We start from the raw sequence: 26,598 nt of genomic DNA on the forward strand, positions 1-26,598 counted from the left end.
ATGCAAAAAATAGTACTATTCGCTTCTGGTAATGGTTCTAATGCCGAAAAGATAATATTACATTTCAAAAAATCGAGTCTTGGGAACGTAGTCGCTATCTTTACAAACAATCCTCATGCCAAAGTTTTGGAAAAGGCAAAACATCATGATATACAAGGAGTGGTGTTTAATAAAGTAGAGCTTAATGATGGAACTGTTTTAGAAAAACTAGATGAGATTCAACCAAATTTAATTGTTTTAGCTGGGTTTTTATTAAAATTTCCAGAGGAGATAATTAATTTTTATCCTCAGAGAGTGATTAATATTCATCCAGCGTTATTGCCGAACTATGGAGGAAAAGGAATGTATGGAATGCATGTTCATAAGGCAGTTTTGGATAATAAAGAAATAGAGACAGGAATAACAATTCATTATGTAAATGGAAATTATGACGAAGGAGAATTTATTTTTCAAAAAAGTGTCAATATTGAAGATTGTATAACTCCAGAAGATGTTGCGAAAAAGGTACAAGAATTGGAACATCAATATTTTCCTGAAGTAATAGAAAAATTTATATCTAATAACTCATAATTTTAAATGTACGAAGTCCATATATATACAGATGGTGCTGCAAAAGGTAACCCGGGACCAGCTGGTTATGGTGTTGTCATGGAAATGGTTGGAACTCCTTATAAAAAAGAATTTTATGAAGGATTTCGATTGTCAACTAATAACAGAATGGAATTATTAGCTGTTATTGTTGGTTTAGAAAAACTTAAAAAATCAAAAACGAAAGTATTAGTGGTTTCCGATTCCAAATATGTAGTTGATGCTGTAGAGAAAAGATGGGTTTTTCAATGGGAAAAAATATCTTTTAAGGATAAAAAAAATCCAGATTTATGGATACGTTTTTTAAAATCCTATCGTAAGCATCAAGTAGATTTTAAATGGGTAAAAGGACATAATAATCATCCACAAAACGAACGTTGTGATGAGTTAGCTGTTATGGCATCTCAACAAGAAAAACTTTCTATTGACGCTTTTTATGAAAAAGAAGATAAAAAAATGTTGTAAGTTTTAAAATTCAAAACAATAATTTGAAGGTTTTGCTTTTATAGGAATAGAATATACTTCATTTAAAAGAACTCGTATTTCTTTTTCTGTTTCACAATATTTAAAATCATTTTTTTTCCAATCAAATTGCTCTGATAAAGGATTTTGTAATTTATAATAGCTCATAGCAAGAGCTAATAACTTTGTTCTGTTTTCAACAAGCTCTTTTGTGTAGATATTTTCAACTTCTACTTGTTTAGCAGATAAAAATTCAAAATAAATCACCCTTCTTTTTTGGTTCTTCTGCAAAGGTTCCGAACTGTGTGCTAACATCATATCATGAATAAGGATATCACCAGGTTGCATAGGAACTTCAATAAAATCTTCTTTTGCTAAATCACATATGTTTTTATTACTTAAATGACTTTTAGGAATAACCCTTAAAGCACCATCGTTTAAATTAGCATTGTCAATATAAATACCTACAGTAAAACAATTTCCAGTTCTTTTATGCATCATGTCTTGATGCCATAAAACAGGTAAATTATCTCCTAAATTCTTAAGTACAGCAAATTCCTGAATGGCAAAAAAATCATCACCACATATAGCTTGCGCAATTTCTAACAAAAAAGGATTTCCCAACAATTCTAAGCAAGCTAAATTGTTTTTATAACACAATAATTCAAGATTTGTAATAAATTTTTTATCATCAACTGTAATTGTTACCTTTTGATGATCATTTTTATCGGCAATAACTTCATCAAAAAAAAGATTTAGTTTATAGAGTAATTCTTGTGATAGACAACTAGTCAGTTTCACAAAACCTTCTGTGTAAAATTCATTTATTTGCTCTTTTGTGATGTATTTATTCATTTTAACTATAATTATTTAAATGTATTCAAAAAACTCTTTTTTATACGTGTTTGAAACCTTAATTCCGTAGTATCTAATAATATTACAAAACTATAAAAATAAGGAAATTATCGCTTCAAAGTAAAATACCCTTCTACTGTTTTGCTGTTTTCCAAGGCTATAACATGGATTTACAACAAAATGTCGGACAAATTTTCTTTTTCGCATATGGTTTTAGGATTACCGTCAATCATTAGTGATGATCGCCTTACTCTATATAAAATACAACTATTTTTCTCATTATCTGTAACTATACTATAATTCTTAGAAAAAGAAGACAATTCTTATAAACGTTAAGCCACTATTTTTAAATTGTGGTTAATTATTTTTTAACACTCTAAAATAGTTAAATTATTTAATGGTTTGTATCTTCTTTTAGTACTGTAAAATGTTTCGATATATGGCTTTGTCAGTTCACTATCGCTCGGGTCAAAGACTGATATATCCTTACTCAGATATAAATTTTAAGACTGTTTTAAAATATATATCTTAGAATTATGGAAAAACGATTTTACAGTACTTAATTTTAAATAACTAGCAGTTTAGGTAGAGCGCAAATGTAAACGCCATCTTTCCTTATCGATTAAAAAATGTACCTTAAACTAGCTCCAGAATAGAAGTTTCTACCAGGAGCTGGGTCGTAATATGCCCCGAAAGACGAATTGTACTGATGAGTCGCACTATATGTATCGCCCAAGATATTATTGCCCCCTGCAAACACATCAAAAAAGAAATCTTTTGTTAAGGTCTTTTTAAAACCAAGTTTAGCATCGAACAATCGGTAAGGATTGTCGGTTATCGTATTAGCATTGTTTAGATAAACTTTATCATAGTAGGAAAATGTACCGTTAAAATAAAGTCCTAGTTTGGTCACTATATCCGTTCCTACCACCAACGTATGCGGGTGAATCCCAGGAATATTTTTTTCATCAAAGTTTATTTCATTAGTCTCTCCATTTTCATTGATCTCTACCGTATTATAGGTCTCAAACTTATGATCCATGTAAGTGTAACTACCAAATACACTGGCTCGCGATAAAAACTGTTGAGAATTTTTTACCAAGAAATATTCAGTTCTTAGTTCTATACCTTGTCGGACTATGGCTCCAGCGTTTTCGTTCATAACAAGTTCAACACCCCCTATATTACTTGCAATGCGAGGAAGGATAACATCTTTTACGTCCAACCTATAAAATACCGCATCAAATGATAAACGGTTCTTGAAAGTTGTTCCCCTAATCCCTAACTCTTTGTTCCATCCTTTGGTCGATTCGAGGTCGAAGTTCAACTGGGTTCCATTGTTGTCGAAGGCACCCCTAGGTGGAGGACTAAATCCTTTACTAATGTTCGCATACACAAAAAACGCATCATTTATTTTTTTAGTTAAAGCTATTCGGGGAGAAAAATCGTTCACTTCCTTTGAGAAACGCGGATTGTCCAGTTCAACCAAACGCTCCTCAAAATCCAATCGGAAATTATTGTAGCTGGCTCCCAGTGTAAGGGTAAAGTCTTCAGGCAATTCCATCTCTAATTGGCTAAATCCCAAAAAAGAACGGTCTGTAGAAGTCCTTGCACTAATGATGGGACTTTGAAATCCGTTACTAAACTCATTGACATCATTGATTCCACGAGTGTATTCACCGCCAAAAACAAGACAGTTTTCCTTCCCAAAAAAACCATCAAAACGATACGTTGTAGCCGTTCTTGCAGAAAAAGCTGTGGTAATACTCCTGTCTGCTACCATAAAAAAGTCATTCCCTATCAAAAAGTCACCCTCATAGACCTGATAGCTGAAAGAAGTGCTGTTTTCCCAACGATTGTTAAAGCGATAGGTATGACCAGCACCCACCAATAGGCTTTTGCCTCTTAATCCATTATCCAATTCACGAGAAAAAGTGGATTGCCTAGGATTTTCGACTATTTGCTCAGCCGATAGATTTCCAGGAATACCATAGCTACGGTCTACGTATTGGGTAATCAAGGAAAGACTTTGCTTTTCACTAGGAAAAAAACGTGCATTTAAGTTGATGAATTCATTGTCCGAGGCCGCTTCATTACGATAACCATCAGTATGAAGTTTTGAATATTGCAAATGCAAATCGCTATTTTGCCCGCTCGTTGCAAAAGTTGCCCCATAACGATAAGTACCATAACTAGCTCCCAAGAAATCGGTTTGAAAACTTGTTTGCTTGTATAGGGGTTTTCTGTTTTCCAAAAGTGCTACACCGCTTAAACCGGCACCGTAGATACTACCCGATGGGCCACGAACAATGTTCATGCTTCCAATGCTCCCAAAATCCAATTGACCCAACGGAATATTTCCAGTTGCCAGACTGATGGGGATACCGTTCCAATAGGTTTTATAGCCATCAGCATGTCCGATAGCCCCCAAGTTACCACCTCGTATTTTAAGTGAATAACGTCCTAAAGTGGTCGATTCTAACTTAATGCCCGGTAATGTATTGAGGGCTTGTTGCGGACTTGTTAAATTATAGCGGTTTATATCCCTCTGCCCAATACTGCTTATAGCGGCAGGCGTTTCCTTGAGTTTTTTACTCCCTTCAAAAGAAACCACTACAATTTCTTCCAGTTCGTGAGGCTGCTCAGTAAGCCTTACGACAAAATCCTTAGGAGCTTCTTTAAGAGAGAGGGTAATAGTTTCATACCCAACATGAGATATTTTTAAGTTTAAAGGAAAACTAACATTGGGTATTTCAAAATTCCCTTGGGCATCGGTATTTGTTCCCAATATTGTATTTTCGACCATCACGGCAACTTCATGTAAAGGGTATTTGCCATTAGCATCCATTACCTTTCCTTGTAGTTTGTGCTGTGCGTTTGTATTTTGGGTAAAAGCCATAAATAATAGACTGACCCATAGATATAATATTCTGTTCATTCGTATGATTAAAAAAAGTATTATTTATAATATGATTTCATTTCTGTTTTTGGACAGTTTATACTTCAAAAAGGTAAAACCTAAAACCAAAGTTATAAGTACCAATACACCCCATATTCTTGTGGAAATACCATCGTATTTGCGAACCTTATATTCGAACTCTGGCAACTGCTTAAAATGCGAAGCCGTAAAAGTTTGGTCACTGTACAGCAATGGCATAAAATAACTTTTCCACTCCTCAGAAAACTGTGTTGCTTGGCTCCAATAGTTTTCATAGTCGGTTTTCGAAGTACCCGCTCGGTCTATGAGCGTTTGTTGAACCAAAATAGCAGGAGAAAGCCATTGTAGGTTATCTACCCATTGGTGTCTTAGGGAAAGGTTTTTTTCATAGTTAGATAAAAGAGGCTGTAATTGCTCTTTTACCAAATCTTGGGAAGCCATATAATTATGCCAAAAGCTGTGCGATTGTTCACTGTTTTGTGAAGCATATTCCGGATGGTCACGAAGAAAATTATCCAATATCTCATCCTGTTTTTTGGTAGCTTCTGCCTTTAGTTCACGAACTTCATTAACAAGATAACTTCTCGGTGGAATAGGGTATAAGGTATCACTCAACTGATTGATAGCTGAAGGCACTAGCAAAACCAAAACAATCCAAAACCCGAGCAATGCAAATGCATTTTGTGCCGATTTACCAATGATGATATTTACCATAAATGCTAAGGAGAACCAAAAGAGCATGTATACACTACACGCCAAAACGAATAGTAGAAAGCCACTAAATGAACCTATTTGGTTGAGCAAGAAAACAATAACGGTAACCAGTATGATAATCAAAACCATCCATAATAGTCTTATTCCTAGTTTTTGAAGTACCCATTTATGAATGGAAATAGGTTGTGATGCCAATAGACGGAGCGAGCCCCGTTCTCGCTCTTCTGATAGGATATTGAAAGAAAATGCTATGATAATTAAGGGTAATAGGTAAATCACAACAAAGACGAGGTCAAAACTTCCAAACAATAATTGTATGGGGCTTGACATTTCTGAAACATTGAGAGCGTAATCATCGCCAAAAACCGTAGGCTTGATATAGTGGGTATAGATATCGCTCTGTCCAGTGGCCATAAAAGCCATGTCATTGGCAGGCATAGCCACAACCCTAGCGTTCATATTGCCAATGTTCATCGGATTTTGTGGGGTTACCCATGGGCTCAACCCAAGGTCTTCACCTTTTTCAAGCGCTTCAAGGGTAGCCAAGGTCTCGGTATCGGAGGTTTTAACCGTAGTTTGTGCAGCCTCTATATCCGACATTCTTTTATTGACACGCTGTTTACCGTTATAGCTGGCAAAAACGAACAAAAGCAGCAGGAGTATCGTAAGAAATTGTACCCAACGATTTCTAAAGAGCAGCTTTATCTCATATTTGAAATTATATGTGAACATGTTAAATTTTATTTTTGAAATTGAACAGTAAGAGAAAGGTTGCCAACAACCATCCGCCAAGTATGATTAGTGATGATTGTTGCTGTACCATTACGTTTTTAAGAGGTTGGTATTGGTATTCAAACTCCGGCAACTTTTCCCATAGTTGCGTATCGGCGAGAAATCCCCAATCACCGTAGGTTGAGTTCTCGGCAAAGTATTCATTCAGAAAACGAACTTTGGTAAGTCGGTAATCCTCAACCTTATCCTCAAAATCCCAGTGCGAATAATAATCGGTGCGAGCAACGCCCATAGAAAGAAACCTAGTAGGCAAAAACGGTGACAAAACAGATAACGATCTATAGGTTGCGGTTTGATGAGCAAACTGTTGTCTCAATTTTTGATAATGTTTCCTATAAACCTTCGACTCGTGTTCTTCACCTTTTTGCATTCGATACCCATCATAATTAAAAGGTAATTGATGCAGGCTGTCTACATTATATTTGGCAAGGGTTTCTTTCTCAAGTTGTTTGGCGGCTTCGCTCCAAGGGTTGTGACCGTCAAGACCTTCTTCCTTATCCTTTTGTATAGCGGTAGCAAATTGTTGTCGGGTTGGATACGGATATTGGGCATCGGAAATGTTACTTGCCAGTTTCGGTATCAATAAACACGACACGATCCACACACCTAACATGCTTACTAATGAAATAGCGGACTTTTGGGATATTCTGGAAACAAACAGCGTAAGGTTGATAAAAACAATATAATACCCCCAATACACCAGTAAAAGGATTACTAAGGAAGTCCAACTAAAATTTTCCAGTTCTTTGGTGTTAGAAAGAAAAATACCTGCTATTAGAAAAAGCAGTAGGGAAATAGCTGCAATGGGCAAAAAGAGTGATAACCATTTTCCCAGAAGTAATTTATGTTTTTTTACCCCTTGACTTTTTAATAATAAAATTGTTCCTTGTTCCTTCTCCTTAGTGTAGCTGTTGTACCCCATAAGAATGATGAGTAAGGGAATTATAAACAGCAGTATAAAATCGGGAGTTAGTTCTCCAAAGCGCGCCAACCCAGTTTGGTCTGCAATAGGGCTGTATTGAGCTTCGTTGCGTTTATGTGCTTCAATGAAGATAGAAGTTCCGGTATATTTATCAATGCCTTTATCCAGAAGTCCCAATGGATATTCTGGTTTAAAGGCATAAGTACCATAGTGTGCCGCAGAATGCGGATTTTTTTCTCCCTGGTTTTTCCAGATACCCCGTTCGGAGGTTGTAAATATCTCGAAGTTTTCTTTGGCTTGTTGATACTGACTACTGCTTATCCAGACAGCCGTTCCCAATAGTACAAAAACAATAATACCTGTGATACGGATACGTCCGTCACGAAATAATTCTTTGAGTTCTTTTTGTAGTGTCTTTCTAATCATGGCGCAATTCTTTATAATTCATGGTTTGCAAATACACTTCTTCCAATTTCTGTAGGGAAATTTCTTCGGCTTTGAATTCGTGTTCCAGTATTCCCGCTTTCATAATACCTATATGGGTAGCAATTTCTTTTGCCCGAAATAAGTCGTGCGTGGCCATCAAAATGGCAACACCTTCTTTTTGAAGCTGTAAAAGCAATTGCCCGAATTCATTACTCGCTTGTGGGTCCAATCCAGAGGTAGGCTCGTCCAACAACAACGCTTTGGCTTGTTTGGCCAATGCAATGGCTATTCCTACTTTCTGTCGCATTCCTTTAGAAAAGGCAGTTGTAGGCTTGTTATGAGCATCTGCCTGAAGACCAGCCTTGGTAAGCAGTTCGCTAAGTGTATTGTTGTGAAGTGTTATGCCCGCTATTCCCGAGAAGTAATCCAGATTCTCCATAGCCGTAAGATTCGGGTAGAGCATGAGGTTCTCTGGAATGTAGGCTATGTATTTTTTGGTTTCAAGACTGTGCTTCTGCACATCCTTACCATTTATAGAAGCTTCACCAGAGGATGGATTGATATAATTCAACAATAGGTTTATGGTAGTTGATTTTCCAGCTCCATTGGCACCCAACAAACAATAAATCTCACCTGAGTTTATGTGGAGGTTTAAGTTATTCAATGCAGTAAAATCACCGTATTTTTTGGAGAGGTTTTTTGTTGTAATCATATTTTATGAGGTATTACAGTTATTTTTATTAAATTTGCTAATGCAATAATGTTGCAAATATAAAGCAATTTATCATAATGCAACATAGTTGCGTTATATGAAATAAATAAATATGGCAAAACCGAGAAATACGATAGCAAAAACCGAGATTTTAAATTTAATAGAACAGTCAGATAAGGCACTTTCACATTCAGAGATACAACAGCATTTAAGTGGCTTATGTGACAGAGTAACTATTTATAGGGTTTTGGACAGGTTGTACGAAGAAGGGCTTATACATAAAACTTCAACCATAGATGGTGTAGTGAAGTATGCTGCTTGTATAAAATGCACTCCTGAAAAGCACTATCATAGTCATTTGCATTTTAATTGTGAATCCTGTCACAAGGTAATTTGTTTAGTAGATGTAAAGCCAATATTCAAACTATCAGAAGATTATATAGTAAGAGAAATGAATTTTATGTTGTCTGGAATTTGTCCGGAATGTGCATAGGAATAGTTTGTGTAAGCCTTCCTGTTTTTAGGGAAGCTTGCACAATGTATTTAAATAGTATGCAATTAGAAAATAATCGTAATTTGTTCAGAATAAAATAAACGTATTATCTAAATTTATTCAAAAACTCTTCTTTATACGTGTTTGAAACCTCAATTTCAGCTTCATCCTGTAAAGTAATAAAACCTCCTTTATTGTAAGATTTCACGAAACTAATATTAATAATATGCGATTTATGAACCCTTATAAACGGTAAAGGTAAAATCTCAGAAAAATGTTTTAAAAACCGACAAACCATTTTTTTAGAACCATCTACTAAAAATAAATCGGTAAAATTTCCATTGCCCTTTAACCTAACAATGTCTTTCATCATCACCACTTCAAAACCCTCTAGTGTAGGTAAAATAACCTGCTGTTTTTCGTGTTTAGGCTCTTTGAAATTTTCTACAATTATTTTATTTCTATTTAGTAAATCATGATTCAATAATTGTTGTTGCACCTTGTTTACAGCAATAATTAATTCTTCAATACTTATAGGCTTTAGCAAATAATAAGCAGCACTTTGATTTAAAGCCTTTAAAGAATATTCTGAAAAAGCAGTTACGAAAATGGTTTCAAATTGCAAATCTTTACAAGCTTCTAAAACATCAAAAGCATTCCCAAAAGGCATTTCTACATCTAAAAAAACCAATTGAGGTTGAGTTTCATGTAACAAAGGAACAGCTTCCTTTATATTAGAAGCTTCGCCAATCACATCTATCTGAGGGCAATATTTTTTAAGATAATTCTTTAACACTTCCCTTGCAGCAGCTTCATCTTCTACAATTACACTTTTTATTTTTTGTATACCATTCATATTTTATCAAGTAAAGGAACTACTAGTTGCACAGTTGTGCCTGTTCTAGGCTTTTCTTTTTCCGTTATTTTAAATGTAACCTGCATTTTATACAATTCATTTAACAATTTTATACGTTCTAGAGTATTAGTCATTCCTCTAGATTGATGTACTTTTTGATTTGCTGTTTTTAAATTTTTACTTTGAGTTAAACCTATTCCATCATCATCAATAGTTATTAAAACGTCTTTTTGTTTTAATTCAAATTTTAAAACTAAATACCCTTTACCTTCTTTGTACCTTAGTCCGTGCCAAATAGCATTTTCAAGATGTGGTTGCAAAATCATATTAGGAATAAAAACAGTTTCACTATCTAGGTTTTCATCCACTATAACTTGGAATTCAAATTTATCTTGAAAACGAAGATGTTCCAAATCTAAATACTTTTTTAATTGCTCAATCTCGTTACTCAAACTTATAAAATCCTTATTAGAGTTTTCCATCATGTTACGCATTAAATTAGAATAAGAAGTCAAATATTTATTAGCTTCAAGCTCCTTGTTTTCCGAAATAAATTGGTTCACACTATTTAAGCTATTAAAAATAAAATGAGGATTCATCTCTCTACGTAACGACTGTAATGCTATTTTTTTATTCTTAGTTTTAATAGAATATAAGGCTTTTACGATTAAGGCGAGAAAAATGAAAAGTAATGCTAACGAACCTATTAAGAAGTAATTAAAGGTGTTTTTTTTAGAAATTAATTCATCTTTCAAAGCCTTTTCTTTTTCTAATTGTAGAATTTTCTTTTCCGAAATTTGAAAAACCTTATCATCAATTAGAGAACTATCAGAAGCTATAATTTTATCAAAATGGGTTAAAAAATCGTCATATAGTAAAAGACTTTCTTTGTCTTTCCCATTTAATTTGTAATACTCTAATAATAATTTCAAACTATTTTTTACTTCTTTAGAATTTCCTTTCTCACTAGCTAAAGCATAAGATTCCTTTAAAGAAGTAATGGCTTCATCAGGATTTTTAGCTTTAAAATAGATATCAGCTAATAGTTGTAATTGTTTTATTTCTGTTTCAAAATCATTATTTCTTTTAGCTTCTTCTAATACCTTTAGATTAATTTCTAACGCTTTATCAAATTGATTTTCATTAGAATAAACAGCAGCAATCTTATTCTTTATTTTTATCGCTTCAGGCTTATCTTCTATATAATCTAATGCAGTTGTATAGCTTTCAATTGCTTCTTCTGCTTCTGCATTTGATAAATTCACTTCGGCTTTTTGAACATAAGCCTTAGCTACTTCTTCATTAACATCCTCTTTATTAGATTCTTTTACAAATTTGTCTTTTGACTTTTCTTCTAATATTTGAATGTTAGAATTAATATAATCAGATTGCGCTCTAGGATTACTTTGATTTCGTAATCGATTAGCATCATTATAATTTAATTGTTGAGAAGTTTCATCATTAGCAATACGCCCAGCATTGTTGTAATTTTGAATGGCTGGAATAGTTTTATTTTGTTTTTCTTGTACTTGAGCAATAGAACGAGTTACCCTCATTTTATCGTCTACTTTTTTTAATTTAGAAAAACCATCTAGTGCTTTTTTATAAAATGCTTCCGCTTTAGCTAATTCTCCTCTTTTTTGATATACTAAAGCCAAATCTTCATAGTTTTTAGCTGTTTTGTATTCGTCATTTGCATCTATAGAGCGCTCTAATTTTTCTACCGATTTAGATAAAGAAACATTCATTTTTTTATTCTTGATAGTGTCTTGGGCCATTGTTGCCAAAGACAGTATAAGCATTATAAAAGTGATATATATGATTTTATTATTTCGCATTTCTATTCTCTAAATTATATAATGTAAAGATACTTTTTTTAAAATTCATTTTTCAATGTGTTTACCAAGTCAAAGATACCTTTCACCAAGTCTCCAAAAAAGGAGATAATTATCAAACTACATTTGAAATAAATAATCAAAAAAAACAGGAAATTATGAAAACTAAAATCTTTTACATCAGTACTCTATTAGCAACAACATTAACTTTTGGTAGTTGCAATAATTCAAAAGCAAACACTCTTGTTAATAATGAAACAATAATTGAAACAACAACCATTAAACGAACAACTGAAAATAAAATTCAAGTAGCAATACTTTTAGATACTTCAAATAGTATGGATGGTTTAATTGAACAAGCAAAATCAAGATTATGGAACATAGTGAACACTTTAACTACTTTAAAATATCAAGGGAAAGCACCCGAAATTGAAATTGGATTATATGAATACGGTAACGATGGTTTATCATCAGAAGCAAACTATATAAGACAAGTAGCACCTTTAACAACCGATTTAGATTTAATTTCCGAAAAACTATTTTCACTTCGTACAAATGGCGGAAGTGAGTATTGTGGTGCTGTAATTCAAGATGCGGTAACCAAATTAACATGGAAAGACGGAAACAAAAACATGAAGTTAGTTTATATTGCAGGTAATGAACCTTTCAATCAAGGAAGTATTAATTATAAAGAAGTTATAAAAGAAGCCTTAAAAAAAGAGATTTATGTAAATACAATCTTTTGTGGTAATAAACAAGAAGGAATTAGTACACTTTGGCAAGATGGTGCAATAACAGGTAATGGAAAATATTTTAATATAGATTCAAACCAACGTGTGCAATATATTAACACACCTTATGATGATCAAATAACACAATACAATCAGAAAATTAATGAAACTTATGTAAGTTACGGTAGAAGAGGAGCTGATAAAAAAAGAAACCAAGCTATGCAAGATGCTAATGCAGAAAGTGTATCAAAAGCAAATTATGTAGAACGCTCTGTGAGTAAATCTAAAACAGTATATAAAAATGATAGTTGGGATTTGGTAGACAAAATTAATGAAGATGAAAAAGCATTAGAAACAATTAAAAAAGAAGAATTACCTGCGGAATTAAAAGATAAAAATAAAACAGAAATCAAAGCCTATATTGCCCAAAAATCTGCTGAAAGAGAAAAAATACAAAAAGAGATAAGTACTTTAGCAAAGAAACGTCAAGAATACATTGACAATGAAATGAAAAAGCAAAAAACACAAGACGATTTAGGAAATGCTATTGCAACATCAATTATTGAATTAGGTAAAAACAAAGGATATAGTGTTGAAAAATAACAAGTATTCTATAATTTGTTTTCCAACTTTTATATAAAAAAATACTCTATAAATAAAATTGCACATTATGAAGAAAATAATATTAGGACTCACCCTATTAATAAGTGTTTCACTTTTTGCACAAAAACCTATTTTTACAACAGCAAAAGTAAAAGCAGCAACCGTTTATGTTAATAGTGCTGAATTATCACAAACAACTTCCGTTAGTTTGCCAAAAGGAACAAGTGAAATAGTAATTAAAAACGTAGCAGATTATTTAAACGAAAGCACAGTTCAAATTAAGGCACCAAAAAATACTACTGTTTTATCGGTTCAGTTTACTAAAAATTATATTTCAGAATATGAAATAGACGAAAGTAACCCCGCTATTAAAAAAGTAAGAGACAGTATCAATTTAGTTACCAAAGAAATAAACAAAGTGTATAATCAACGCACTTCTTATAATAAAACAATTGAATTACTCGATAAAAACCAGCAAGTTTCTGGAGCTAATTCAACCTTAAGTGTAACTGAATTAATGAAATTAGTCGATTATTATAATGCAAAGCGCACCGAATTAAGTAATCTAGTAAACACATATACTGAAAAAGAAAGCAAACTAAAAGAGAAATTGTCAAAACTAAATTCTAAACTTGAAATCAATACTAAAAATGAAGAAAAAACATCAAAAGGAAAATTAATTCTTCAAGTTATGAACGATTTTGCCGGAACGGTTGATTTAGATATTAATTATTTAACGCAAGGAGCATCTTGGCAACCGTTTTATGATTTAAGAGCAGAAAACATTAGCAGCCCTATTGATATGTTATACAAAGGACAAGTAACTCAAAACACAGGAATCGATTGGAAAAAAGTAAAACTTACCCTTTCTAGTGGAAACCCAAATCAGAGCAATATAGCACCTATTTTACAAGCTTGGTTTTTACGTTTTGGAAATCCAAATTATAGTTACAATAATAGAAACTTAAACGCTTCAATGAATGTAATACAATCAATGGATAAAAAATATAAGGCTGAAGCTGATGAGTTAAAAGAGTCCACCGTTTCAGATTATACAACCATTTCAGAAAATCAATTGAATATTTCTTTTGATATTGATGTTCCTTATGATATTTTATCTAATGGAAAAGCACATAGCGTTGCCTTAAAAGAGATAAAATTACCTGCTTCTTATAAATATTATGGAGTGCCAAAAATGGAAAAAGAAGCCTTTTTATTAGCAGAAATAAATGATTATTCTAAGTTCAATTTATTGCCAGGAGAAGCTAACATTATCTTTGAAGGAACCTATGTAGGTAAAACATTTATTAATCCAAACGAAACAGCCGACACCTTAAACTTAAGTATGGGACGCGATAAAAAGATTTCTATAAAACGCGAAAAAGTTGTAGATAAATCAGGGACAAAGTTCTTATCATCATATAAAGAACAAATATTTACGTATGATATCATAGTAAGAAACAATAAAAAGGAAAGTATTGATATGCTATTAAAAGATCAATACCCAATTAGTACTGATAAAGAAATCATCATTGAATTACTTGAAAAAGACAAAGCAAAAGTAAATGAAGAAACAGGTGTTTTAACTTGGAAAATCAATTTAAAATCTAATGAAACAAAGAAATTTAGGATAAGTTATAAAGTAAAATATCCAAAAGATAAAATAATCCAGAATTTATAATAAAAAAGGAAGTCCCCAATCAAATTTTGATTGGGGACTTCCTTTTTTATTGAATATTAAAACGTAAAACGTGTTTTTTTAAGGAACAAGATTAGGAACTTGTTCCTGAATATTTTCTGTTTTCAGCTAATATTTCATTTAACAATAAACTTCAAAAGCATTTATACTGTCTTTTAATTGTTCCAATGTTGTAATCCTAAATAAAAACATATAATCTATATCGTTTTGTTTAGGCTTACACAAGTAAAAAAACTAGAGTTAAGTACAATAAATGAATTATCTAATTTTTATGAATTTGACAAAAAAAGAATTTAAAAAAAGACTGTCCTAAAAGTAAATTTTTATCAATCTGAATTTGTCTTAGATTCTGAAATAAATTCAAAACAAACAAGTTTCTGACTTTTAGGACAGCTTTCTTTGTAATTACTGCTTTAAAATTATTTAATTTCCTTTACAACAATTCTACCTATCAAATTAACATTTGTACCTTGTGTTTTTTCAAGCTCCAAATTAACATCAGTTGAAGGCTTAAACAAGAAATTGGTCATTGACATGTTGTAAGAAATATCCGATCCACCTTGTCCAAAATAAATTTCAGTACCAAGATATGCACTATTTGTAGCGTCTTTCATCTTATAAGTATGTCCACCCGTAGCATTATAGATGTAGAATGCTACTGTTACTTCATACATTTTATTAGCATGTAATGTAATAGATGACCCGTTCATTACAACTCCATTTACATAAGTAGCAGCTGGAAACATCGCTGTTAATGTTTGTGCACCAAGAGTACTTGAGTTTCCAATAGAAGCGTATGCATATTCTGGCATTGAAGACCCTCCAGTTGCGCTAATAACACTTCCAGTGATATCAATTCCTGAACCTGCTGTGTAAGTTCCTGCTGGTCCTTCTGGTCCCTGTGGCCCTTGTGGTCCTACTGGACCTGTTGCTCCATCTGCACCGTCTAAACCAGCTGGTCCTTGTGGTCCCATCGGACCTGTTGCGCCATCTAAACCATCATTACCAGCTGGTCCTTGTGGTCCCATTGGACCTGTTGCTCCATCTAAACCATCTGCACCTGCTGGTCCTTGTGGACCCATCGGACCTGTTGCACCGTCTAAACCATCATTACCTGCTGGCCCTTGTGGTCCTACTGGACCTGTTGCTCCATCTGCACCGTCTAAACCAGCTGGCCCTTGTGGTCCCATCGGACCTGTTGCGCCATCTAAACCATCATTACCAGCTGGTCCTTGTGGTCCCATTGGACCTGTTGCTCCATCTAAACCATCTGCACCTGCTGGTCCTTGTGGACCCATCGGACCTGTTGCACCGTCTAAACCATCATTACCAGCTGGTCCTTGTGGTCCCATTGGACCTGTTGCTCCATCTAAACCATCTGCACCTGCTGGTCCTTGTGGACCCATCGGACCTGTTGCGCCATCTAAACCATCATTACCAGCTGGACCTTGTGGTCCCATTGGACCTGTTGCACCGTCTAAACCATCATTACCAGCTGGACCTTGTGGTCCCATTGGACCTGTTGCTCCATCTAAACCATCTGCACCTGCTGGTCCTTGTGGACCTGGTGCTGAATTTGCTGCATACAATGCATAAGGTACACTCATCATTTGACTAATACCAGAAACTGTATAATTCGTTCCACCTGTTGGATCAGCTTCAGTCTTTATAAAATATGGACCAGCAGACCAATCTATCGCTGCTATTGACCCTGAAACTACAGTTCCTGAACCAATTTCTAGACTCACTAAACCATTGATATTTGAAGTTGGTGTTTGTGTTTCGACATATATAGCTGTACCTGATGGACTAGTTTGTAGAATACTAATTCTCATTCCTATTGAAGAGTTGGTCACTAAAGCATCGCTGGCATCCCTAACGACACCTTGATAAGTAAATCCTTCTGGGGATTGTGAATAGGAAAACATACCTATTAATAAAAATACAAAAAGTAAAATTCTATTTTTCATATTGAGTAGTTGTTTAGTTGTTTTTAATAAGTTTAAATACTTTAAGTATTTTATTTGAAGACATAACATTTAGGAAATAAGTTGCTGCGGGTAAAATATCAACATCAATGCTTGTTTGGTTTGATGATATTAAACCTGTTCTAATTAATTTTCCATCTATACTAAATACTTCATACTTCATCTCTTCTTGAAACTGAGAGAAGTTCAAATCCAAAATAGCCTCAGCAACTGCTGGATTAGGATACAATGTAATATCAATATTGATAGCACTACTAGGCGTTGATAAAGGATAAATTTCTATTGCTTGTTGTACTCCTTGAGTCAATTCTCCGTTAGAGCCACTGATGGCTTTATAAAAAATTTGCCCATAAGAGTAGCTAACCGATCCTCCCGATCCCGTGGCTTGTCCTCCAGCAAGCACAAAACTCTGCTGACCATAACTAATGGCCGCTAGGTTTAAAATAAGTAAAGTCAATGTTTTTTTCATAAATTATAAATTTAAAGTTATTCAAAGTTAACTTTTTTTTAACAAAAAAATCAAGTATAAATACTTGATTTTTAGGCTTTTATGTTAAATTATTTACGTAAAAAATATCATTATTGTTAAAATTAAGGAGCAGGATTAGGAATTTGCTCCTGAATGTTTTCTATTTCAGCTAATATTTCATTTGATAATGAAGTTTCAAAAGCGTCTATATTATCTTTCAGTTGTTCTAAATTAGTAGCTCCAATAATAGTAGAAGTAACACAGTCTTGTTGATTGACAAAAGCTAAAGCCATTTGTGTTAAAGTTAAACCATTAGATTCGGCTAACTCCTTATATAATTTTGTGGCTTTATGGCAGTTCTCATTTGTATATCTAACGAAATTTGGAAACATAGCCATGCGATAATTTGGTTTTATTTCATCTAGATACTTTCCTGTAAGAACACCAAAACCTAGAGGAGAGTAGGCAAGTAAACCAACGTTCTCACGCATTGCAATTTCTGATAAACCAACTTCATATAATCTATTTAATAATGAATATGGATTTTGAATACTTGCAATCTTAGGTAAACCATGCTTTTCACTTTCAATCAAATAACGCATTACACCATAAGGGTTTTCGTTTGAAACACCTATTGCTTTTATCTTCCCTTCTTTTATTAATCCGTCAAAAATCTGTAGTATTTCTAAAATAGAATATTGCCAATCGGCATCTATTTTTTGTAAGCCTCTTTTTTGAAACATATTCATAATGCGTTCAGGCCAATGCATTTGATACAAATCAATATAGTCAGTTTGTAAATTTTTTAAACTTAACTCAACTGCTTCTGTAATGCTTTTTTTAGAAAAATCTAATGGATTACGAATATATCCCATTCCTCTATTTGGACCTGCAATTTTTGTGGCTAAAATAATATCATTTCGTTTTCTTGATTTTTTAATCCAAGAACCGATATGTCTTTCTGTACTTCCAAATATATGTTCGTTTCCACCAATAGGGTACATTTCCGCAGTGTCTATAAAATTAACACCTCTTTCTAATGCATAATCTAATTGAGAATGTGCTTCGTTTTCAGTGTTTTGATTTCCAAAAGTCATGGTTCCCAAGCACACTTTACTTATTTTAATAGCTGTATTAGGTAATATTGTGTATTTCATTATTTTTTCTTTAAAAAGCCAAAGTTACAAAGTTTCTAAAAAACAAACAGGCTCAAAATATTACTTTGAGCCTGTTTGTTGTATTCCATATAAAAAATTATAATTCATTCATTAGTTTTGAAATTTCATCTAATTTTGGAGTTAAGATAATTTCAATTCTTCTGTTTTTTGCTTTTCCTTCAGCAGTTTCATTTGAACCTATAGGAGCAAATTCTCCTCTTCCTGCTGCTGTTAAATTCTTTTTATCAATAGCTTTATTCTCAGATAAAATAGTAACAATTGCAGTAGCTCTCTTTGTAGATAAATCCCAATTGCTTTCTACTCCGCCACCTATGCTGCCTACAATTTTATCATTATCAGTATGACCCTCAATTAAAACGGTAATGTCTGGATTTTGACCTAATACGTCTCCTAATGCTTTTACTGCTTTTTTTCCTTCAGTACCAACTGTCCAACTTCCCGATTCAAATAGTAGTTTGTTTTCCATTGAAACATATACTTTTCCATTACGTTGTTCTACTGTTAAACCTTTTCCTTCAAATGCATTTAATGCTTTAGATAAAGTTTCTTTTAGTTTTTTCATTGCAGCATCTTTATCAGCCATCATTTTTTCTAATTCAGCTAATCGGTTTGAAGACGCTTCTAAATCTGCTTTTAATTTATCTAAACGCTCTTGTTCTGCATTTAATGTTTTTTGTTTTGCTTCTAATTCGGCTAATAATTCACGATTCTTTTTCATGTTGCTTTCTAAAGCATCATTACTGTTTTTTTCTAAAGCGGAATAAGATGATTTTAGATTATCTAAGCTCTTCTTAGTTGCAGCATAGTCTGTTGCTAATTTATCTCTTTCTGCCTTTACTTTATCTAATTCCGATTGCAAACTATTTTTGTCTAATTCTAACTGGTTCTTTGCCGCTGATAAGCTCTCTTTGTCATCAGCTAATGCATTACGCTCTTTCTTTAAATCGGCATATTTACTTTCTAAATCTTGGTAAATTTTCTTTGACACACATGAAGTAGTTAATCCTAAAACTATCATGGCAAGGGCAATTTTCTTTATCATAATTTTAATTGTTTTTATATTTAAGTTAATAGGTTCATAATTAATCCTAATGAAAGACATTATTATCTTAATAAATAAAAGATATGCGAACAGTAGGAATAAATTTTAAATAGTATAGATTATTTAATCTCTACTAAAACAGGACAATGATCTGAATGTTTTGCTTCGGGTAAAATTAAAGCTCTTTCTATTCTCTCTTTTAAAGGTAATGAAGCTAAACAATAATCAATTCTCCATCCTTTATTATTGTTTCTTGCATTTGCTCTATAGCTCCACCAACTATAATTATGAGGTTCTTTGTTTAGATGACGAAAGGTATCAATGAATCCACTTTTCATAAAAGCATCTAGCCAAGCTCTTTCTTCAGGTAAAAAACCTGAAACTTTAGCGTTACGAATAGGATCGTGAATATCTATTGCTTCATGACAAATATTATAATCGCCACAAATAATAAGATTTGGGATTTCTTTCTTTAAATCATTTATGTAATTTTGAAAGTCGTCCATATATTTGAACTTATGTTCTAGTCTGTCAATATTTGTTCCAGACGGTAAGTATAAACTCATTACAGAAACAGTATCAAAATCTACTCTTACATTTCTTCCTTCAAAATCCATGTGGTCAATTCCTGTGCCTAAAACAATGTTCTTAGGTTCTGTTTTTGACAAAATGGCTACACCACTATATCCTCTTTTTTGAGCTGAGAAATAATACTGATAAGGATATCCTGCTTTTGTAATATCATCTGTAGGAATTTGATCTTCATTAGCCTTAATTTCTTGCAAACAAATAACATCTGGATTTGCTTGTTGCAACCAATCTAAAAAGCCTTTAGTTATAGCTGCTCTAATTCCGTTTACGTTATAAGAGATTATTTTCATTTTCTGTTTTTAGATATTGACCAAAAGTACTAAAAACCGCTGTGATTTTGCAACTATTTTATAAGAGATTAACATTAAATAAGAATGAAACGAGAATAGTTTTTCTGTAATCGAATAGTTTTTTTGTTCAATATTGGCTAGAATTGTTATCTTTGCTTTTCGCTCAAAAAATAAATAAATGGGATTAGTAACGGCCAAAGAAGTAGCTAAGGCTATAAATGCTGATAAATATGGTTTTCTAGGGACTTTTTCAGGATGGTTACTGATGAAGGTTCTTAAAATATCTACTCTCAACAAAATTTACGATAGAAATAAACATTTAAAAGATTTAGATTTTTTAAATGCAATATTAGATGAGTTTCAAATTAAGTTTGAAATTCCAGAGGAAGACTTAAAACGTTTACCTAAAGACGGAGCTTATATTACTATTTCTAATCATCCTCTTGGTGGAATTGATGGTATTTTACTTTTAAAATTAATGCTTGAAAAAGAACCAAATTTTAAAATTATTGCCAACTTTTTACTTCATAGAATTGTTCCTATGAAGCCTTATATAATGCCTGTAAATCCTTTTGAAAATCATAAGGATGCAAAATCTAGTCTTATAGGTATTAAAGAAACATTAAGGCATTTATCTGATGGAAAACCATTAGGCGTATTTCCAGCAGGAGAAGTTTCTACTTATAAAGATGGCAAAATAGTAGTTGATAAACCTTGGGAAGAAGGAGCTATAAAGATTATTAAAAAAGCTGAAGTTCCTGTAATTCCTATATATTTTCATGCCAAAAACAGTAAACTTTTTTATTTTTTATCAAAGTTAAATGAAACATTAAGAACAGCTAAACTACCAAGTGAGCTTTTAACACAAAAAAATAGAGTGATTAAAGTTAGAATAGGGAAGCCTATTTCTGTAGCTGAGCAAAATGAATATACTTCTATTGATACTTATGGTGAATTCTTAAGAAAGAAAACATATATGCTTTCTAATGCATTTGAAAAAGAAAGTAAATTAATAACAACGCCCTCATTAAAAATTCCTAAAAGTCCTAAGCAAATTGTAAAACCTGCAAATCATAATCAAATCTTAGAAGAAATTACATTTTTAAGAGAAGAAGATTGTCGATTATTACAAAGTAAAAATTATGAGGTTTTCTTAGTTACGGCTGATAAAATTCCAAATATTCTTCATGAAATAGGTCGTTTAAGAGAAATTACTTTTAGAGAAGTAGGGGAAGGGACTAATGAATCGATTGATTTAGATAAATACGATAAGTATTATCATCATATGTTTTTATGGGATGAAGAAGCCCAAATGATTGCTGGAGCTTATAGAATGGGTCTAGGGTCTCATATATATCCAAAATATGGTGTAGATGGTTTTTATTTACATGATTTATTCCGTTTTGAGCCAGAATTATACGATATGATGAGTAAATCTATCGAAATGGGACGTGCTTTCATTATTAGTGAATATCAACAAAAACCAATGCCTTTATTCCTGCTTTGGAAAGGAATTGTACACACTACATTGCGCTATCCAGAACATAAGTTCTTAATAGGTGGTGTTAGTATTAGTAATCAGTTTTCTGAATTTTCAAAATCATTAATGATTGAGTTCATGAAATCACATTATTATGATCCTTATATAGCACAATACATTCATCCTAAAAAAGAGTATAAAGTAAAACTAAAAGATGCTGATAAAGATTTTGTTTTTAATGAAACTGAAGCAGATTTAAATAAGTTTGATAAAATTATTGATGAGGTAGAACCTGGAAACCTACGTTTACCTGTATTAATTAAGAAATATATTAAGCAAAACGCACGTGTTGTAGCTTTTAATGTTGACCCTTTATTTAATAATGCAGTTGATGGTTTAATGTATATAAGAATTTCTGATATTCCTGAAAGCACTGTTAAACCTGTGATGGAGGAGTTTCAGGCTGAATTAGAAAGAAAAGAAAAAGGAGGTTGTTAAGGGTTAATACCAAATAGATTCTTTTTTAATATCATCTAACGTATTGTCTTTAACAAAATGAATCAATCTATAAGTATGATATAGTAGCAAAGTTATAGCTAAAAAGTAAGCTAATTTTTTGCTGTATAAATACTTGTTTAGATACTTTTTCTTAGTAATTAGCTCTGCAGAAAAAAGAATGATTATAAAGAAACAAAAAGTAATTACAAAAGGACCATAAGCATGGTAGTTAATAGCTTTTTCAATATTCCCTTTATAAGTATAAACCAATGATTTTGTAATTCCACAAGATGGGCAAGGAAAACCTGTAGTCATCTTTAAAGGACAAAAAGATTGCTTGTGATCTAAGGTGTCATTAGGATTATTAAAACTAATAAATAATGGAATAATCAGAGTTAAAATAGCTCCAATTATTCCATAAATTCTATATTTTACAAATTTTGAAATTGTAATTAATTATTGTAAAGTCTATTAATATCTCCTTGAACAATCATTGCTGCTGCAAATGGGAAAAACAAACCTAAAATGATTAATAAAGTAGATTGATCTTTTTCAATCTCTCCTGTGATTTTGTAAACAGACGGCATACCTTCTTTTCCTAAAATATAATAGAAATAAAGATTAACAGGTAAACAACAGCCTGAAAAAACGGCTACTGGTGTAGAAATTAATTCTTTATTTGTAACTGCATTTACTACTTCTGCGATTTTTATATTCCAATAAATTAAATATAATCCGCAAGTAATAAAGCTTAGAAAAAGTACCATTATAGGTTCTACTTTAAATTCTGGAATATTGTTAGGCTTATTCCATGTTTCAATTTTTGTTGTTTCCATTTGTATATTTAGTTGATTAATTTTCTATTCAAAAGCGGAGTCAATCGGTTCCCAAAGTTCAATTTTGTTTCCTTCTCCGTCTAGTATCCATGCAAACTTTCCATATTCATAAGTCTGCATTTCTCCTATAATTGTTACACCTTCTTGATGTAATTTTTGTATTAAACTTTCTAAGTTAGCTACTCGAAAGTTTTGCATGAATTCTTTTGTTGATGGTTCAAAGTAGTTTGTGTCTTTTTTGAAAAGGCTCCATTGTGTACTGCAATTATTCCCTTTTTTATCTTTCCACCAAAAAGTACAACCGTAATCGTCTGTATTTAAACCTAAATAATTTTTATACCAATCTTTAAGTTCTTTTGGGTTTTCAGATTTAAAAAAGAAGCCTCCTATCCCTGTTACTCGAATTTCTTTATCTTCTTCTTTTTCAGGGGTAAAATAAATGGCTTTTATTTTGTTTACTATTGTTTGAGCTAATTTTTCATGACTTTCAAATGTCCAACCTGCAATATGAGGTGTTAGTAAAACATTATTTGCTTGTCTAAGGTATTCAAAGTCTTTATTCTTGCTTTCTTCATCAAATAAATTCTCAAAAGATAATTTTTCATATTCTAGTACATCTAAGCCAGCTCCTAAAATTTTATTAGCTTGTAAAGCTTTTACTAGGTCGGCTGTGACAATATTTTTACCTCTGGCAGTATTAATAATCCAAAATGGTTTTGAAAATGAATTAATAAAGGTTTCATTTATCATTTTATCCGTTGTAGGAGTCCAAGGTGTGTGTAAGCTTAAAACTTCTACTTTTTGTTGGAATTCTGCTAAAGAAACTTGTTTTGCATTTTCGTCTCCAACATTTTCTTTTATATCATAACACAATACTTCTACATCAAAACCTCTTAGTTTTTTGGCAAATGCTTTTCCCATGTTGCCATAGCCTATAATGCCTATGGTTTTACCATCTAATTCATGTCCGCGATTAGCTTCACGATTCCATTGTCCTGTTTTGACTTCAGTATTTGCTTGGTTTAAGTTATTAAACAAAGATAGAATCATTCCTAAGGCATGTTCTCCAACGGCATTTCTATTTCCTTCTGGAGCTGCAATTAAGTGAATTCCTTTGTTTTCTGCATATTCGCAATCAATACTTTCTAAACCAGCTCCAACTCTAGCAATAAATTGAAGGTTTAAGGCTTTGTCTAGAAATGTTTTATCAATTTTAAAACGACTTCTTATTACAATTCCATGATAATTTTGAATCTTGGATTCGATAGCTTCTTTAGAAGAAATATAGTCTGATTCGTTTTGAAAACCAGCTAGTTCAAGTTGGCTCCATAATAACGGATGATTGCTATCTATATGAAGGATTTTAATTTGATTTGATTGCATTTTTTAAAATAAAGGGCTAAAGATAGCTATAATTTGAATTCATGAAAATATTTTATTATATAAAAGTTTTCTGGGGAAGAAAATAGGAAGCGGTATTAAAATCCTAAAATTACTTTAGCAATTGTAAAGAAAATAATAATTCCCATAATATCATTACTGGTTGTAATAAAAGGCCCTGTTGCAAGTGCAGGATCAATACCATATTTGTCTAAAATAATGGGAATAAATGTGCCTATTAATGAAGCTGTAATTATTACTGAGAGTAGTGCTAATGAAACGGTTAAGCCTGTTATAAAGTCAATGTTTAATAAAAAATGGCTTCCTATAATAAGTATAATGGCTAATATTAATCCGTTTAATAGACTTAATGAAAGTTCTTTTAATAATCGATTTAATAAAGATCCTGATAATGCGTTGTTTGCTAAACCTTGTACGATAATTGCTGAGGATTGTACTCCTACATTTCCTGCCATTGCAGCAATTAAAGGTGTGAAGAAAAATAATTCAGGATGAATTTTCATTGCAGGTTCATATAATCCTAATACTCGAACAGAAATAAATCCTCCAAATAGTGCTAAAACTAGCCATGGCAAACGAGCTTTGGTTAACTCTAATATGCTGTCATCTGCTTCTACGTCTTGCGAAATACCGGCTGCTAATTGATAATCTTTATCTGCTTCTTCTTTGATGACATCGACAATATCATCAATGGTAATTCTACCTACAAGTCTTCCTAATTCGTCTACAACTGGAATGGCTTCTAAGTCATATTTTTGCATAATTCTAGCAACTTCTACATTTTCAGTATTTACTTTTACATAGTCTACTTTTGGAATATATACTTCGCTAATGGGTGTTTTTGTAGAGGTGGTTAATAAATCTTTTAGTGAAAGTCGTCCTTTTAATCTGTTTTCATCATCTACAACATATATTGAATGTACTCGAGAAACGTTTTCTGCTTGGGCTCGCATCTCTTTTACACATGTAAGTACGTTCCAATTTTCATTTACTTTGACTAATTCTTTTGCCATTAATCCACCCGCAGAATCTTCATCATAACGCAATAAGTCAACAATGTCTTTTGCATGTTCTACGTCTTCTAATTCTGATATTACTTCTTCTTTTCTAGATTGTGGTAATTCGGCAATAATATCGGCAGCATCATCGGTACTTAATTCGTCGATTTCTTCTGCAATTTCTTTGGCAGAAAGGCTTCGAAGGATTTTTTCACGAACTTCTTCATCTAATTCGAGTAGGATTTCTGCTGTTTTTTCAGAATCTAATGCGTTAAAAATATAAATAGCCTCATGGGTTTCTAGTTCTTCCATGATTTCGGCAATATCAGCAAAGTGAACTTCTTGAAGTAATTCTAAAACGCTTTGTTCTTTATTTTCCTGAATAAGAGATTCTAATTGTTCTAAAAGTTCTTTACTGATTTTAAACTCCATCGGCTGCTATTTTTTGAGTAAGATTTATGAATTGTTCGTACGAAAGTTGTTCCGGACGCAGGTCAAAGATACTATCTTCTTTTAAATTATCAGAATTTATCATGCTTTTAAGGCTATTTCGCATGGTTTTTCTTCGTTGGTTAAAAGCTAATTTTACGACTTGAAAGAATAACTTTTCATCGCAAGGTAATTTGTAGTTTTCTTTTCGGGTTAATCGCAATACACCTGATTTTACTTTTGGTGGTGGATCGAAAACATGCTCATCAACTGTGAAAAGATATTCTGCATCATAGAAAGCTTGGGCTAAAACGGATAAGATGCCATATACTTTACTTCCTTTTTTTTCACAAATGCGTTCGGCTACTTCTTTTTGAAACATTCCTGAAAATTCAGGTATTTGGTTTCTCATTTCTAATGTTTTGAAAACAATTTGTGTAGAAATATTATAAGGGAAGTTACCAATAATGGCAAATTGTTCGTTATTAAAAACTTCATTTAAATTATATTTTAAAAAGTCTTTTGAGATAATATGCCCATGTAATTTTGGATAATTTTCTTCTAAATAGGTTACTGATTCTGTGTCAATCTCAATAACATTTGTTTCAATTGGTTTGTCCAAAAGATATTTAGTAAGCACACCCATTCCTGGTCCTATTTCAAGGATTTTTTCATATCCTTTGTAAGATAAAGTATTGGCTATATTTTTTGCAACACTTTCATCTTTTAAGAAATGTTGTCCTAGGTGTTTTTTTGCTTTTACTGACATATT

The 26,598-nt window shown here is 32.4% G+C and carries 22 protein-coding genes and 1 pseudogene; 6 read left to right on the forward strand and 17 right to left on the reverse strand.

The genetic code is table 11. The features are described 5' to 3' along the window. Together purN and LXD69_RS06130 are read left to right on the forward strand one after the other, a co-directional pair. Positions 1-570, forward strand: a complete 570-nt coding sequence (purN, locus tag LXD69_RS06125; protein ID WP_045969950.1) for a phosphoribosylglycinamide formyltransferase — start codon at positions 1-3, stop codon at positions 568-570. A 6-nt stretch (positions 571-576) separates the two neighbouring features. After that, entirely contained in the window at positions 577-1,053 is a 477-nt protein-coding gene (locus LXD69_RS06130; protein WP_246918266.1) for a ribonuclease HI, read from the forward strand. 3 nt (positions 1,054-1,056) lie between these two features. Here LXD69_RS06130 and LXD69_RS06135 read toward each other — a convergent pair whose 3' ends face one another. The 5 genes from LXD69_RS06135 to LXD69_RS06155 form a co-directional block, all read right to left on the reverse strand. After that, positions 1,057-1,905 carry a phytanoyl-CoA dioxygenase family protein gene (locus tag LXD69_RS06135; protein ID WP_246918268.1) on the reverse strand — a complete coding sequence of 283 codons (849 nt, stop codon included), beginning with the start codon at positions 1,903-1,905 and terminating at the stop codon, positions 1,057-1,059. Between the two features lie 622 nt (positions 1,906-2,527). Then, positions 2,528-4,843 (reverse strand): TonB-dependent receptor, encoded by a 2,316-nt coding sequence (locus LXD69_RS06140; protein WP_246918270.1) that lies wholly within the window; start codon positions 4,841-4,843, stop codon positions 2,528-2,530. A 24-nt stretch (positions 4,844-4,867) separates the two neighbouring features. Beyond that, entirely contained in the window at positions 4,868-6,289 is a 1,422-nt protein-coding gene (locus LXD69_RS06145) for a DUF3526 domain-containing protein (protein ID WP_246918272.1), read from the reverse strand. A gap of 1 nt (position 6,290) precedes the next feature. Beyond that, complete coding sequence (locus LXD69_RS06150; protein WP_246918275.1) at positions 6,291-7,697, reverse strand: ABC transporter permease; 1,407 nt, start codon at positions 7,695-7,697, stop codon at positions 6,291-6,293. Continuing rightward, a complete protein-coding gene (locus tag LXD69_RS06155) occupies positions 7,690-8,409 on the reverse strand; it encodes an ABC transporter ATP-binding protein (RefSeq protein ID WP_246918277.1) in 720 nt (239 codons plus the stop codon). Before LXD69_RS06155 ends, LXD69_RS06150 begins: the two co-directional genes overlap by 8 nt. A gap of 112 nt (positions 8,410-8,521) precedes the next feature. Between LXD69_RS06155 and LXD69_RS06160 the strand changes: the two genes are divergently transcribed. Beyond that, complete coding sequence (locus LXD69_RS06160; RefSeq protein ID WP_246918280.1) at positions 8,522-8,902, forward strand: Fur family transcriptional regulator; 381 nt, start codon at positions 8,522-8,524, stop codon at positions 8,900-8,902. 106 nt (positions 8,903-9,008) lie between these two features. On the opposite strand, the gene LXD69_RS06165 is transcribed toward LXD69_RS06160, so the two are convergent. Beyond that, positions 9,009-9,758 carry a LytR/AlgR family response regulator transcription factor gene (locus LXD69_RS06165; RefSeq protein ID WP_246918282.1) on the reverse strand — a complete coding sequence of 250 codons (750 nt, stop codon included), beginning with the start codon at positions 9,756-9,758 and terminating at the stop codon, positions 9,009-9,011. Further along, on the reverse strand, positions 9,755-11,596 hold the full coding sequence (locus tag LXD69_RS06170) for a tetratricopeptide repeat-containing sensor histidine kinase (RefSeq protein WP_045969874.1): 1,842 nt from the start codon (positions 11,594-11,596) through the stop codon (positions 9,755-9,757). Before LXD69_RS06170 ends, LXD69_RS06165 begins: the two co-directional genes overlap by 4 nt. 155 nt (positions 11,597-11,751) lie before the next feature. Here LXD69_RS06170 and LXD69_RS06175 point away from each other — a divergent pair, with 155 nt between their 5' ends. Beyond that, a complete protein-coding gene (locus LXD69_RS06175; protein WP_246918286.1) occupies positions 11,752-12,927 on the forward strand; it encodes a vWA domain-containing protein in 1,176 nt (391 codons plus the stop codon). A gap of 67 nt (positions 12,928-12,994) precedes the next feature. Beyond that, positions 12,995-14,608 (forward strand): mucoidy inhibitor MuiA family protein, encoded by a 1,614-nt coding sequence (locus tag LXD69_RS06180; protein WP_246918287.1) that lies wholly within the window; start codon positions 12,995-12,997, stop codon positions 14,606-14,608. A 437-nt stretch (positions 14,609-15,045) separates the two neighbouring features. Here LXD69_RS06180 and LXD69_RS06185 read toward each other — a convergent pair whose 3' ends face one another. The 5 genes from LXD69_RS06185 to LXD69_RS06205 form a co-directional block, all read right to left on the reverse strand. Beyond that, complete coding sequence (locus LXD69_RS06185) at positions 15,046-16,596, reverse strand: collagen-like domain-containing protein (RefSeq protein ID WP_246918288.1); 1,551 nt, start codon at positions 16,594-16,596, stop codon at positions 15,046-15,048. 13 nt (positions 16,597-16,609) lie between these two features. Next, positions 16,610-17,083: a T9SS type A sorting domain-containing protein gene (locus LXD69_RS06190; protein WP_045969868.1), complete on the reverse strand. Its 474-nt coding sequence runs from the start codon at positions 17,081-17,083 to the stop codon at positions 16,610-16,612. Positions 17,084-17,205: 122 nt separating this feature from the next. Then, on the reverse strand, positions 17,206-18,240 hold the full coding sequence (locus tag LXD69_RS06195; RefSeq protein ID WP_246918290.1) for an aldo/keto reductase: 1,035 nt from the start codon (positions 18,238-18,240) through the stop codon (positions 17,206-17,208). A gap of 97 nt (positions 18,241-18,337) precedes the next feature. Continuing rightward, on the reverse strand, positions 18,338-19,303 hold the full coding sequence (locus LXD69_RS06200) for an OmpA/MotB family protein (protein WP_246918292.1): 966 nt from the start codon (positions 19,301-19,303) through the stop codon (positions 18,338-18,340). A gap of 119 nt (positions 19,304-19,422) precedes the next feature. Then, the gene (locus LXD69_RS06205; RefSeq protein WP_045969863.1) at positions 19,423-20,184 is read right to left on the reverse strand and encodes an exodeoxyribonuclease III; all 762 of its coding nucleotides are present in this window, start codon (positions 20,182-20,184) and stop codon (positions 19,423-19,425) included. A gap of 178 nt (positions 20,185-20,362) precedes the next feature. Between LXD69_RS06205 and LXD69_RS06210 the strand changes: the two genes are divergently transcribed. Then, entirely contained in the window at positions 20,363-22,162 is a 1,800-nt protein-coding gene (locus tag LXD69_RS06210) for a GNAT family N-acyltransferase (RefSeq protein WP_246918294.1), read from the forward strand. A 3-nt stretch (positions 22,163-22,165) separates the two neighbouring features. Here the strand turns inward: LXD69_RS06210 and LXD69_RS06215 are convergent, their stop codons facing one another. The 5 genes and pseudogenes from LXD69_RS06215 to rsmA all read right to left on the reverse strand — a co-directional run bounded on the left by LXD69_RS06215 (position 22,166) and on the right by rsmA (position 26,595). Beyond that, a complete protein-coding gene (locus LXD69_RS06215; protein WP_246918296.1) occupies positions 22,166-22,477 on the reverse strand; it encodes a DUF2752 domain-containing protein in 312 nt (103 codons plus the stop codon). Between the two features lie 137 nt (positions 22,478-22,614). Then, positions 22,615-22,998 (reverse strand): DUF4234 domain-containing protein, encoded by a 384-nt coding sequence (locus tag LXD69_RS06220; protein ID WP_045969857.1) that lies wholly within the window; start codon positions 22,996-22,998, stop codon positions 22,615-22,617. Between the two features lie 435 nt (positions 22,999-23,433). Continuing rightward, positions 23,434-24,381, reverse strand: a pseudogene (locus LXD69_RS06225) (2-hydroxyacid dehydrogenase); the annotation flags it as partial. 95 nt (positions 24,382-24,476) lie between these two features. Continuing rightward, entirely contained in the window at positions 24,477-25,829 is a 1,353-nt protein-coding gene (mgtE, locus tag LXD69_RS06230; RefSeq protein ID WP_045969855.1) for a magnesium transporter, read from the reverse strand. After that, positions 25,819-26,595, reverse strand: a complete 777-nt coding sequence (gene rsmA, locus LXD69_RS06235) for a 16S rRNA (adenine(1518)-N(6)/adenine(1519)-N(6))-dimethyltransferase RsmA (protein WP_246918298.1) — start codon at positions 26,593-26,595, stop codon at positions 25,819-25,821. Before rsmA ends, mgtE begins: the two co-directional genes overlap by 11 nt. Positions 26,596-26,598 lie beyond the last annotated feature (3 nt).

Source organism: Flavobacterium sediminilitoris (assembly GCF_023008245.1).
GTDB classification, from domain to species: domain Bacteria; phylum Bacteroidota; class Bacteroidia; order Flavobacteriales; family Flavobacteriaceae; genus Flavobacterium; species Flavobacterium sediminilitoris.